General features: G+C 46.2%; 10 protein-coding genes and 2 tRNA genes. 11 read left to right on the top strand and 1 reads right to left on the bottom strand.

What is annotated here, in order from left to right:
* Positions 1 to 304: 304 nt before the first annotated feature.
* A complete protein-coding gene (gene greA / locus AACX68_RS15235) occupies positions 305 to 781 on the top strand; it encodes a transcription elongation factor GreA (RefSeq protein ID WP_099109394.1) in 477 nt (158 codons plus the stop codon).
* A gap of 152 nt (positions 782 to 933) precedes the next feature.
* Here greA and yhbY read toward each other — a convergent pair whose 3' ends face one another.
* The gene (gene yhbY / locus AACX68_RS15230; RefSeq protein WP_228858083.1) at positions 934 to 1,227 is read right to left on the bottom strand and encodes a ribosome assembly RNA-binding protein YhbY; all 294 of its coding nucleotides are present in this window, start codon (positions 1,225 to 1,227) and stop codon (positions 934 to 936) included.
* A gap of 135 nt (positions 1,228 to 1,362) precedes the next feature.
* Between yhbY and rlmE the strand changes: the two genes are divergently transcribed.
* The 10 genes from rlmE (at position 1,363) to infB (ending at position 12,234) form a co-directional block, all read left to right on the top strand.
* A complete protein-coding gene (gene rlmE / locus AACX68_RS15225; RefSeq protein ID WP_099120015.1) occupies positions 1,363 to 1,992 on the top strand; it encodes a 23S rRNA (uridine(2552)-2'-O)-methyltransferase RlmE in 630 nt (209 codons plus the stop codon).
* A gap of 47 nt (positions 1,993 to 2,039) precedes the next feature.
* Positions 2,040 to 3,971 carry an ATP-dependent zinc metalloprotease FtsH gene (gene ftsH / locus AACX68_RS15220; RefSeq protein WP_169926585.1) on the top strand — a complete coding sequence of 644 codons (1,932 nt, stop codon included), beginning with the start codon at positions 2,040 to 2,042 and terminating at the stop codon, positions 3,969 to 3,971.
* Positions 3,972 to 4,085: 114 nt separating this feature from the next.
* Complete coding sequence (gene folP, locus AACX68_RS15215; protein WP_228858082.1) at positions 4,086 to 4,943, top strand: dihydropteroate synthase; 858 nt, start codon at positions 4,086 to 4,088, stop codon at positions 4,941 to 4,943.
* A 54-nt stretch (positions 4,944 to 4,997) separates the two neighbouring features.
* The gene (glmM, locus tag AACX68_RS15210; protein ID WP_228858081.1) at positions 4,998 to 6,335 is read left to right on the top strand and encodes a phosphoglucosamine mutase; all 1,338 of its coding nucleotides are present in this window, start codon (positions 4,998 to 5,000) and stop codon (positions 6,333 to 6,335) included.
* A gap of 186 nt (positions 6,336 to 6,521) precedes the next feature.
* Positions 6,522 to 6,869 (top strand): preprotein translocase subunit SecG, encoded by a 348-nt coding sequence (gene secG, locus AACX68_RS15205; RefSeq protein WP_099120017.1) that lies wholly within the window; start codon positions 6,522 to 6,524, stop codon positions 6,867 to 6,869.
* Between the two features lie 109 nt (positions 6,870 to 6,978).
* Positions 6,979 to 7,068: transfer RNA gene (locus AACX68_RS15200), tRNA-Leu, on the top strand.
* 58 nt (positions 7,069 to 7,126) lie between these two features.
* Positions 7,127 to 7,203, top strand: a tRNA-Met gene (locus AACX68_RS15195).
* Between the two features lie 242 nt (positions 7,204 to 7,445).
* Entirely contained in the window at positions 7,446 to 7,898 is a 453-nt protein-coding gene (gene rimP, locus AACX68_RS15190; protein ID WP_141554488.1) for a ribosome maturation factor RimP, read from the top strand.
* A 21-nt stretch (positions 7,899 to 7,919) separates the two neighbouring features.
* Complete coding sequence (gene nusA, locus AACX68_RS15185; protein WP_228858080.1) at positions 7,920 to 9,428, top strand: transcription termination factor NusA; 1,509 nt, start codon at positions 7,920 to 7,922, stop codon at positions 9,426 to 9,428.
* Positions 9,429 to 9,453: 25 nt separating this feature from the next.
* Positions 9,454 to 12,234 carry a translation initiation factor IF-2 gene (gene infB, locus AACX68_RS15180; protein WP_099109402.1) on the top strand — a complete coding sequence of 927 codons (2,781 nt, stop codon included), beginning with the start codon at positions 9,454 to 9,456 and terminating at the stop codon, positions 12,232 to 12,234.
* Positions 12,235 to 12,271 lie beyond the last annotated feature (37 nt).

Raw genomic sequence — 12,271 nt, 5'->3', positions numbered from 1 at the left:
ATAAATGTGGGTGTATTTCAATAAAATTTGTATTAATAATACTAAGACGCAATTCAGGAAAAAGTAAACGATGATCCATCACCAACTCTACGTTAAAATGATAGATTAGCAGGTAGAATGTGTATGTGAACTATCAGACTATTCTGTAGTTTACGCCCCTTTTATTGTCTGGAAGCCCGCCTGATAGGGTGTGCTCATTGTGTTGCAATATATTGCAATCTACTGTTATTGCAAAATAAGTTACCTTTTTGCAAAAATCAGGAAGATGTTGTCTGGGCTTAGGATTGATTTAGAGGTTTAATAAATGAAACAAATTCCGATGACGGTACGTGGCGCGGATAAATTGCGCGAAGAATTAGAACATTTGAAAAATGTACGTCGCCCTCAAATTATTGCTGCAATCGCTGAGGCACGTGAACACGGTGATTTGAAAGAAAATGCCGAATATCATGCTGCCCGTGAGCAACAGGGGTTTTGTGAAGGCCGTATTCAAGAAATTGAAGCTAAACTTTCTAATGCGCAGGTGATAGATATCACGAAGATGACCAACAATGGCCGCGTGATTTTTGGTGCGACGGTAACGGTGCTGAATGTTGATTCTGATGAAGAACAGACTTACCGCATTGTGGGTGACGATGAAGCGAATATCAAAGAAAATCTGCTTTCGGTTAATTCACCTATTGCCCGTGGCTTAATTGGCAAAGAAGTGGATGATGTCGCTGTGATTGAAACACCTGGCGGTAAAGTGGAATATGAAGTTCTGAACGTCGAGTATGTTTGATATCCAGCTTAAAAGCTAAGCTTTCCTTCCCACACGATGTGTGCGGGAAGGAAAATGGTAAGTGGTCATAATACCGGTAATGATAATGAAAAGGCCCGATGAGGTCTTTTTTTGTCATGATAAAATGGCACTTTTGTATAAAGATATTGAGATTATTTCGGTAAACTAATCTTACGCTCTTCAGTAGGGCGATAGAGAACTAGCATTTTTCCAATAATTTGCACATTATATGCACCAGTTTCACGAACAATAGCTTCCGCGATCAAAGTTTTGATTTCACGGTCTTCGCCTGCAACTTTGACTTTGATAAGCTCGTGATGCGAAAGGGTTTGTTCGATTTCGGCCAATACGCCTTCAGTCAGTCCGTTGTTACCGATCATGACAACAGGCTTTAATGAATGAGCGAGACTTTTCAGGTATTGCACTTGTTTCTTGTTAAGAGTCATCGTTTTTTTGCTTAGTTGGGATTGAAAACGACCTATTCTACCGCCATCTCTTATCTATCACCATAAGTGTGTGGTGTGGTTTGATAAGAGAGTGAAAAAAATAAGACTCTCTGTTAGTAACAGTTGGAAAGAACAATGGCCAATAAAAAACGCTCAGCAAGCTCAAGTCGCTGGTTACAAGAACATTTTAGTGATAAATATGTTCTTAAGGCGCAGAAAAAAGGGCTTCGCTCCCGCGCTTGGTTTAAACTTGATGAGATACAGCAAAGCGACAAAATATTTAAACCGGGCATGACCGTTGTTGATTTAGGCGCTGCTCCAGGTGGGTGGTCTCAATACGTAGTCAGTCAGATTGGTGGACGTGGTCGGGTCATTGCCTGCGATCTTTTGCCAATGGATCCCATTGTCGGCGTTGATTTTCTGCAAGGGGATTTTCGTGATGAACAGGTATTGAAAACATTACTTGAGAGAGTTGGTGATAATAAAGTCCAGGTCGTCATGTCGGATATGGCTCCCAATATGAGTGGGACTCCCGCGGTCGATATTCCTCGATCCATGTATCTGATTGAATTAGCATTGGATATGTGTCGTGATGTGCTGGCCCCTGGGGGCAGTTTTATTGTCAAAGTGTTTCAGGGAGAAGGCTTTGATGAATACCTGAGGGAAATACGCTCCCTTTTTACGAAGGTTAAAATTCGTAAACCGGACGCTTCGCGGGCACGTTCGCGTGAAGTATACATTGTAGCGACGGGGCGGAAAGTATAGTACCCTGCTGCTATTTGTTAACACAGTTGTAATAAGAGGTTAATCCCTTGAGTGACATGGCGAAAAACCTGATTCTCTGGTTAGTCATCGCAGTTGTCTTGATGTTATTGTTCCAGAGTTTTGGTCCCGGCGATTCTAGTGGTCGTAGGGTGGATTACTCTAACTTCATCAGTGAGTTATCACAGAATCAAATAAGTGAAGTACGTATTTCTGGTCGTGACATTGATTTCACTAAGAAAGACAACGGTGGAAAATACAGCACGTATATGCCAGTTCCAGATGAGAAGCTGCTGGATACACTGCTAAACAAACAGGTAAAAGTTGTTGGTGAACCACCAGAACAACAGGGCCTGTTAGCGTCTATCTTTATTTCATGGTTCCCAATGCTGCTGCTGATTGGCGTTTGGATCTTCTTTATGCGTCAAATGCAAGGTGGTGGCGGTAAAGGAGCGATGTCCTTCGGTAAAAGCAAAGCTCGTATGCTGACGGAAGATCAGATCAAAACGACATTTGCAGACGTTGCTGGTTGTGACGAAGCAAAAGAAGAAGTGGGTGAGCTGGTGGAATACCTGCGTGAACCCGGTCGTTTCCAGAAGCTGGGTGGTAAGATCCCGAAAGGCATCCTGATGGTAGGGCCTCCGGGTACAGGTAAAACCCTGCTGGCGAAAGCAATTGCAGGTGAGGCTAAAGTACCATTCTTTACCATTTCTGGTTCTGACTTCGTTGAAATGTTTGTTGGTGTTGGTGCTTCCCGTGTTCGTGATATGTTCGAACAGGCGAAAAAAGCCGCTCCTTGTATTATTTTTATCGATGAAATCGATGCTGTAGGCCGTCAGCGCGGTGCTGGTCTGGGTGGTGGACACGATGAACGTGAACAGACACTGAACCAGATGCTGGTTGAGATGGATGGCTTCGAAGGTAATGAAGGCATCATCGTTATCGCTGCAACTAACCGTCCTGATGTACTGGACCCTGCACTGCTGCGTCCGGGCCGTTTTGACCGTCAGGTGGTTGTTGGCCTGCCGGATGTACGTGGTCGTGAACAAATTCTGAAAGTTCACATGCGTCGTATCCCGCTGGATACCGACATTGATGCTTCCATCATTGCCCGTGGTACACCTGGATTCTCGGGAGCCGATTTGGCGAACCTAGTGAACGAAGCCGCTCTGTTTGCAGCCCGTGGCAACAAACGTGTCGTTTCAATGGTGGAATTTGAGAAAGCCAAAGATAAGATCATGATGGGCGCAGAACGTCGCTCAATGGTCATGACGGAAGAACAGAAAGAATCTACCGCTTATCATGAAGCAGGGCACGCCATTATTGGCCGTCTGGTTCCTGAACATGATCCGGTTCATAAAGTGACGATTATCCCACGTGGTCGTGCGTTGGGTGTGACTTTCTTCCTGCCAGAGGGTGATCAAATCAGCGCCAGCCGCCAGAAACTGGAAAGCCAGATTTCTACTTTATACGGCGGACGTCTCGCAGAAGAGATCATCTACGGCCCAGAGAATGTTTCTACAGGTGCATCGAACGATATCAAAGTAGCAACATCTATTGCCCGCAACATGGTCACGCAGTGGGGCTTCTCAGAAAAACTGGGGCCATTACTGTATGCGGAAGAAGAGGGTGAGGTTTTCCTTGGTCGTTCAGTTGCTAAAGCGAAACACATGTCGGAAGATACTGCTCGCTTAATTGATCAGGAAGTTAAGGTTCTCGTTGACCGCAACTACCAGCGTGCACGTCAGATTCTGATGGATAATCTGGACATCCTGCACTCGATGAAAGATGCGTTAATGAAGTATGAAACCATTGATGCGCCTCAGATTGATGACCTGATGAACCGTACTACCGTTCGTCCACCGGCAGGCTGGGAAGGCGATAACAGAAATGGCGGTAATAGCAATAATAGTAATAACCGTCAGGATACATCGTCTCAGCAGCAGTCTGCGAAACCTGCGGATGGTAACCCAACCGCATAATCTACTCAAACCAAAGGCAACTATAAGTAACACAGGTTGCCTCTGGTTTTGACAGATCGTACTGATTAAACCCCGGGGCAAACCTGGGGTTTTTAACATTAAGGCTCCCTAGCAATGAAACTGACAGCCAGAGGAAGTGTCCTTGATCTTTCCCATCCACAGGTTATGGGGATTTTGAATGTCACTCCTGACTCTTTCTCAGATGGTGGTACACACAATACCCTAGATACAGCCTTACGCCATGCTGTTAGCATGATTGGAGAAGGTGCCACTATTATTGATGTCGGCGGGGAATCGACACGCCCAGGTGCAGATGAGGTCAGTGAGCAGGAAGAACTGGATCGTGTTGTGCCCGTAATAGAAGCTTTGTCCCGGCGTTTTGATGTTTGGATATCGGTTGATACTTCAAAAGCTATCGTAATACAGGAAGCTGCAAAAGCCGGCGCTCACATTATCAATGATATTCGCTCATTACAGGAGCCGAATGCTCTGGAAGAGGCAGCCAAAACAGGTTTACCCGTTTGCTTGATGCACATGCAGGGGCAGCCCAGAACGATGCAGGCAGAACCGCATTACTTCGATGTTATAGCAGAAGTAAAAGCATTTCTGGAAGCTCAGATTGAGCGCTGTATTACGGCCGGTATTGCAAAAAATAACCTGATAATCGATCCGGGCTTCGGTTTTGGTAAGAATTTATCGCATAATTATCAATTATTGGCTCAGTTGAAAGCATTCCATCATCTTGGTGTACCCATCTTGGCTGGCATGTCGCGTAAGTCAATGATTGGGCAGTTACTTCATGTACCCCCTCAGGAAAGAGTCACGGGAAGTGTTGCCTGTGCTGTCATTGCAGCAATGCAAGGCGCTCAGATTATTCGTGTGCATGATGTAAAAGAAACTGTGCAGGCAATGCAGATTGTTCAGGCAACCTTGTCAGAGAAAAATACGCTGTCAGCAACAGGCAATTTGTGAATAAAGAACGATCTGTGAACAACGAATACGTTCAGCAAAGGAAGAAAGAAGTTTATGAGTAACCGTAAATATTTTGGTACCGATGGTATTCGTGGCAAAGTCGGCAACAGTCCGATTACCCCTGATTTTGTTTTAAAACTTGGCTGGGCTGCGGGGAAAGTACTGGCGCGCCATGGTTCTCGCAAAATTATTATTGGTAAAGATACCCGTATTTCTGGTTATATGCTGGAATCTGCTCTGGAAGCAGGCCTGGCAGCCGCTGGGTTATCAGCCTCATTTACCGGTCCGATGCCAACCCCTGCCGTGGCATACCTGACACGCACTTTTCGTGCTGAAGCCGGAATTGTGATTTCTGCTTCCCATAACCCTTACTATGATAACGGAATTAAATTTTTTTCCATTGATGGCACCAAACTTCCTGATGATGTGGAAGAAGCGATCGAAGCCGAAATGGAAAAACCACTGACTTGCGTAGAATCCGCTGAGTTAGGACGTGCTAATCGGATTGTTGATGCGGCTGGCCGTTATATTGAATTCTGTAAAGGCACATTCCCTAGTGAACAAAGCCTGAATGGATTGAAAATTGTACTGGATTGCGCTAATGGTGCGACTTACCATATTGCGCCAAATGTTCTCAGAGAACTGGGTGCTGAGGTGATCGCCATTGGCTGCGAGCCAAACGGCATTAACATTAATGAAGAATGCGGTGCAACGGATGTCCGTCTATTACAGAAGCGGGTACTGGAAGAACAGGCTGATGTCGGTCTGGCATTTGATGGCGATGGTGATCGCATTATCATGGTTGATCACCTGGGCCATAAAGTGGACGGAGACCAGATACTTTACATCATTGCACGTGAAGCATTACGCCAAGGGCAACTGCGTGGCGGAGCTGTTGGTACTTTGATGAGTAATATGGGACTGGAGCTGGCATTGAAGCAGCTTGGCATTCCATTTGAACGTGCAAAAGTGGGTGACCGCTATGTACTGGAAAAATTACAGGAAAAAGGCTGGCGTCTGGGCGCGGAAAATTCAGGCCATATAATTTTGCTGGATAAAACCACTACAGGTGATGGTGTTGTTGCTGGTTTGCAGGTATTGAGCGCAATGGTACGTAATGACATGACCCTGCATGATTTGTGTAGTGGCATGAAGTTGTTGCCTCAGGTACTGGTTAATGTGCGTTTTGCGGGCAATAACGACCCACTTCAATCAGAACAGGTACTGGAAGTAGTTAAAGAGGTTGAAAACGAGTTAAATGGCCGAGGTCGCGTTCTGCTGCGTAAATCAGGCACTGAGCCTCTGATCCGCGTTATGGTGGAAGGGGAAGACGAAGAACAGGTCACTGCATTGGCCCATCGTATCGCTGATTCAGTGAAAGGGATGAGCTGATTTGTTGATTTTTTCCTCAATCAGCGTCAGTATTTAAAATTAACCTTGCTTGTCTGAGATGCTTTGGTTAGTATTCACACCCGCTCAATCAGTTAATTTTTCTAATTGAGTGGGTGATGCAGAATAACGTTACCGTAGTATAACGTCACAGTTATGGTAAATCCCACGAGGAAACGGGTACAACATATGTATGAAGCTCTTTTAGGTATATTCTTGCTGGTTGGTATCGGGCTAATTGCTCTGGTTCTGTTGCAGCAGGGGAAAGGTGCTGATATGGGTGCTTCCTTTGGTGCGGGTGCGTCTGCAACAATATTTGGTTCATCGGGTTCTGCGAATTTTATGACCCGTATGACAGCGGTTTTTGCAACATTGTTTTTTGTTATCAGTCTGATTCTGGGAAATATGACCACGAATAGAACTGGTTCAAGTGGCAAATGGGAAAACCTTAGTGAGCCTGTAAAAACTGAAAAACAGGCAGAGACTCCGGCAATACCGGCAGCTCCAGCTAAACCAAATAGTGATATCCCTCAGTAATTTTTGGTAGAAAGTTTTCTGTCAGAAATAGTCAGTAAAAGAATTGAAGTAGGGTTGTTTATTTAAACAGTTATTATTAGCCGCTTAAGATAACAGTCCTATAATCAGTGCCGAGGTGGTGAAATTGGTATACACGCTACCTTGAGGTGGTAGTGCCTAAACAACGGGCGTACGGGTTCAAGTCCCGTCCTCGGCACCATTAATCTAGAAACTTGCGTTTTTAGTATTATCAGCGTAAGATTTGCCACGTTTTCGAACGCGGGATGGAGCAGCATGGTAGCTCGTCGGGCTCATAACCCGAAGGTCGTCGGTTCAAATCCGGCTCCCGCAACCACTTCTTAACAACTATGTACCTTTTCAAACAGTTATAAGCTTAGCGACCATAGAGGTATTAACCCTGATTTGACAGGTTGCTTCATGAGGTATAGCTTTGATAGGTATTACAAGAAGTTGGTTGAGACCACTGGCAGTAAACAGGGTCCAGTTGCATAAAGCCCCGCGTATCGGGGTTTTTTGTTATTTGACAGCAGAACTACTGGGCTAATATAGCCCTTTTTTTATGTCTTGGGGGTGGGCTTGTCCACATTAGAGCAAAAATTAACAGCGATGATTTCAGCACCAGTTGAAGCTTTAGGTTATGAATTAGTGGGCCTGGAGTTTATTCGCGCACGCGTATCGACACTGCGAGTCTATATCGATAGTGAGGAGGGTATCACTGTTGATGATTGTGCTGATGTTAGCCATCAGGTCAGTGCAGTACTCGACGTCGAAGATCCGATCCCAGGGCTTTACAACCTGGAAATATCTTCTCCGGGGCTTGATCGTCCACTGTTTAAGGCTGAACACTACCAGCGTTTCATGGGGGAAGAAATCAGCCTGATGTTACGCATGGCAATGCAAAATCGTCGTAAATGGCAAGGTATTATCAAAGCCGTTGATGGTGAAATGATTACGGTTACGGTGGATGGAAAAGACGAAGTGTTCGCACTGAGCAACATCCAGAAAGCGAACCTGGTACCCCACTTTTAAAGTTCGGATGAGGCAACTAGGATGAATAAAGAAATTCTGGCTGTTGTTGAAGCGGTTTCTAATGAAAAATCTCTCCCTCGCGAAAAAATCTTCGAAGCATTAGAGATTGCACTGGCGACAGCCACCAAGAAAAAATATGAGCAAGAAATCGATGTTCGTGTCTGCATCGATCGTAAATCCGGTGATTTTGATACCTTCCGCCGCTGGGTTGCGGTAGAAGAAGTCACCCAGCCTACCCGTGAAATCACACTGGAAGCGGCAAAATTTGACGACCCGGAAGTTGAACTGGGTGGTTATATTGAAGACCAGATTGAATCGGTAACTTTTGACCGCATCACAACTCAGACCGCAAAACAGGTTATCGTACAGAAAGTACGTGAAGCTGAGCGTGCAATGGTCGTTGATCAATTCCGCGAACAGCAGGGTGAGATCGTGACCGGACAGGTTAAAAAAGTAAACCGTGAAAACATTACGCTTGATCTGGGTAATAACGCTGAAGCGGTGATCTTGCGTGAAGATATGCTGCCACGCGAAAACTTCCGTCCTGGTGACCGTGTACGTGGTGTCTTATATGACGTACGTCCGGAAGCTCGTGGTGCACAACTGTTCATCACCCGTTCCCGCCCTGAAATGCTGGTTGAATTGTTCCGTATTGAAGTGCCGGAAATTGGCGAAGAGATCATTGAGATCAAAGCCGCTGCCCGTGATCCGGGTTCCCGCGCTAAAATCGCAGTGAAAACTAACGACAAGCGTATTGATCCGGTTGGTGCCTGCGTAGGCATGCGTGGTGCAAGGGTACAGGCGGTTTCCAGCGAGCTGGGCGGTGAAAGAATTGATATTGTGTTGTGGGATGATAACCCGGCACAATTTGTCATTAATGCAATGGCTCCGGCGGATGTTGCATCTATCGTTGTTGATGAAGATAACTGCACGATGGATGTTGCCGTGGAAAACAGTAATCTTGCTCAGGCGATTGGCCGTAATGGTCAAAACGTCCGTCTGGCGGCACAATTGCTGAAAAAACATCGTGGTGATGACAAGTGGGAACTGAATGTCATGACTGCGGAAGAGCTGCAAGCAAAACATCAGGCAGAAGCTCACGCTTCTATTGATACATTTACCAAGCATCTCGACATTGATGAAGATTTCGCCACCTTATTGGTCGAAGAAGGTTTCTCTACACTAGAAGAACTGGCCTATGTACCAGTTAATGAACTTCTGGCTGTAGAAGGTCTTGATGAAGAAACCGTTGAAGTTCTCCGTGAGCGTGCGAAAGCGGCTTTGACAACGCTGGAACTGGCTCAGAAAGAGAGTCTTGGTGATCAGCAGCCAGCCCAAGATTTACTGGATTTGCCTGGCATGGAACGTGCTTTAGCGTTTAATCTGGCTGCCCGTGGCATCTGTACTCTGGAAGATCTTGCCGAACAGGGTATCGACGACTTATCTGATATCGAAGGACTGAATGATGAGCAAGCAGGAGAACTCATTATGGCAGCTCGAAATATCTGTTGGTTTGGCGATGATGCATAAATAAACTGTAGCAGGAAGGAACAGAATGACAGAGGTAACCGTAAAATTACTGGCAGAAGAGATCCAGACATCGGTTGAACGCCTGATCCAGCAATTCACTGATGCTGGCATTCAGAAAACCGCAACTGACTCTGTTTCCCAGAAAGAAAAAGAAGCTTTGCTGGCCCACCTGAACCGCGAACAAGGCGGTACTGGTGGCCAGCCAGGTAAATTGACACTACAGCGTAAAACGCGCAGTACACTGAACGTCCCTAGCACCGGTGGCAAAAGTAAATCGGTAGCGATTGAAGTCCGCAAAAAACGCACATATGTGAACCGTGACGCGATTGAACAGGCTAAAGCGGAAGAACAGGCGCAGCGTGAAGCGGAAGAGCAGGCTCGGCGCGAGGCAGAAGAGAAAGCGCGGCTTGAAACTGAAGCGAAGAAACTCGCGGAAGAGCAAGCTCAACGTGAAGCGGAAGAACAGGCAAAACGCGAAGCAGAAAAGCAAGCTAAACGTGAAGCAGAAGAAAAAGCCAAACGTGAAGAGGCTGAAAAGGCTCAGCGTGAGGCAGCGGAAAAAGAAAAAGTGACTACTAAGCAACATACCGAAACCAAGTCTAAATCAGTGCAAACTGAGGCAGCAGCGCAAAATGAAAAAGCGCGCCGTGAAGCTGAAGCAGCAAATTTAAAGCGCAAAGCTGAAGAAGAGATGCGCCGTAAAGTTGAAGCAGAAGCAAAACGTGTAGCAGAAGAAGCACGTCGCATGGCAGAAGAGAATAAGGATAAATGGTCCAACGATGCTGATGTAAATGACAACAGCAACAGTGACTACCATGTAACAACTTCCCGTCATGCCCGTGATGCGGAAGATGAGAATGACGCCAAAGTTGAAGGCGATCGTCGTACCCGCAGCCGCGGTGGTAAAAACACCCGCCAGAAGAAAAATAACAAACATTCTGAATCGAAAGCTGATCGTGAAGAAGCACGTGCAGTTGGCCGTACTAAAGGCAAACAGCGTAAACCGAGTGCTTTGCAACAGAGCTTTAATAAACCTGTCGTTGCCGTTAACCGTGATGTTGTGATTGGTGAAACCATCACAGTTGCTGAACTGGCTAACAAAATGGCAGTAAAAGGTTCTCAGGTTATCAAAACCATGATGAAGATGGGCGCAATGGCGACTATCAATCAGGTTATTGATCAGGAAACCGCTCAGCTGGTTGCTGAGGAAATGGGTCACAAAGTTATCCTGCGTCGTGAAAACGAGCTGGAAGAAGCGCTGATGAGTGATCGTGACACTGGTGAAACGCAGGCTGAACCACGTGCGCCTGTCGTAACTATCATGGGCCACGTTGACCACGGTAAAACCTCTTTGCTGGACTATATCCGTTCAACCAAAGTGGCATCTGGCGAAGCAGGTGGTATTACTCAGCACATCGGTGCATACCATGTGAAAACTGAGAAAGGTATGATCACCTTCCTGGATACCCCGGGCCATGCTGCATTTACCTCCATGCGTGCTCGTGGTGCTAAAGCGACCGATATCGTTGTTCTGGTTGTTGCAGCGGATGACGGCGTGATGCCTCAGACCATCGAAGCTATCCAGCACGCTAAGGCTGCGAATGTGCCGGTTGTTGTTGCGGTTAACAAAATCGATAAGCCAGAAGCTGATCCGGATCGTGTGAAAAACGAATTGTCACAGTACGGCATCATTCCGGAAGAATGGGGCGGTGAGACTCAGTTCATGCATGTATCAGCCAAAGCTGGTCTTGGTATTGATGAATTGCTGGAAGCTATCCTGCTACAGGCTGAAGTACTGGAACTGAATGCAGTTCACTCTGGCATGGCAAACGGTGTAGTTATCGAATCCTTCCTGGATAAAGGCCGTGGCCCGGTTGCTACCATTCTGGTGCAATCCGGTACGCTGAACAAAGGTGATATCGTTCTGTGCGGCTTTGAATATGGTCGTATCCGTGCGATGCGTAACGAACTTGGTCAGGAAGTCATGACTGCGGGCCCATCCATTCCTGTGGAAATCCTGGGTCTGTCCAACGTACCGTCTGCGGGTGATGAAGCGACTGTTGTACGTGACGAGAAAAAAGCACGTGAAGTTGCTCTGTATCGTCAGGGTAAATTCCGTGAAGTGAAACTGGCTCGTCAGCAGAAATCTAAACTGGAAAACATGTTTGCGAACATGGAAGAAGGTAAAGTATCTGAACTGAACATCGTTCTGAAAACTGATGTTCAGGGTACATGCGAAGCAATTTGTGATTCACTGCTGAAACTGTCTACTGACGAAGTTAAAGTGAAGATCATTGGTTCTGGCGTAGGTGGTATCACTGAAACTGACGCAACACTGGCCGCAGCTTCTAATGCTATCATTCTGGGCTTCAACGTACGTGCTGATGCTTCTGCACGCCGTATCATCGAAAACGAAAGCGTAGACCTGCGTTACTACTCTGTTATCTATAGTTTGATTGATGAAATTAAACAGGCGATGAGTGGTATGCTGGCGCCAGAATACAAACAGCAAATCATGGGCCTGGCAGAAGTCCGTGATGTCTTCAAATCACCTAAATTTGGTGCGATTGCTGGCTGTATGGTGACAGAAGGTAACATCAAGCGTAATAACCCAATCCGTGTACTGCGTGACAACGTGGTTATCTACGAAGGTGAGCTGGAATCCCTGCGTCGCTTTAAGGATGATGTCAACGAAGTCCGTAATGGTATGGAATGTGGTATCGGTGTGAAGAACTACAATGATGTTCGCGTTGGCGATATGATTGAAGTTTTCGAAGTGGTTGAAGTGAAACGCTCCATCGATTAAAAACCACAATTGACCCGTTAAATTTCAGGTTGTCGCC

The sequence above is a fragment of the Xenorhabdus sp. PB61.4 genome (genome assembly GCF_963894935.1).
Classification (GTDB): Bacteria; Pseudomonadota; Gammaproteobacteria; order Enterobacterales; family Enterobacteriaceae; genus Xenorhabdus; species Xenorhabdus stockiae.
Note: the sequence above shows the minus strand (reverse complement) of the source record. Positions and strands in the feature narration are given on the sequence as shown.